Below are 304 nucleotides of genomic sequence, written 5' to 3'. Positions count from 1 at the left end.
CATTGTTATTACACTGTTACGGTTTCATTTTCGAGCCAGGAGCACACCTATGAGCGTAAAAGTTATCGTCACAGACATGGACGGTACTTTTCTTAACGACGCCAAAACGTACAACCAACCACGTTTTATGGCGCAATATCAGGAACTGAAAAAGCGCGGCATTGAGTTCGTTGTCGCCAGCGGTAATCAGTATTACCAGCTTATTTCGTTCTTTCCTGAGCTAAAGGATGAGATCTCTTTTGTCGCGGAAAACGGCGCACTGGTTTACGAACATGGCAAGCAGTTGTTCCACGGCGAACTGACC

Annotated in this window: 1 pseudogene; it reads left to right on the top strand. The window is 46.1% G+C overall.

Features of this window, described 5'->3' with window-relative positions:
- Nucleotides 1–49: 49 nt before the first annotated feature.
- A pseudogene (gene ybiV, locus LZP73_RS19865) lies at nucleotides 50–304 on the top strand (sugar-phosphatase YbiV); the annotation flags it as partial.

It is taken from the genome of Shewanella sp. AS16 (assembly GCF_021412365.1).
Lineage (GTDB): Bacteria > Pseudomonadota > Gammaproteobacteria > Enterobacterales > Shewanellaceae > Shewanella > Shewanella salipaludis.
Note: the sequence above shows the minus strand (reverse complement) of the source record. Positions and strands in the feature narration are given on the sequence as shown.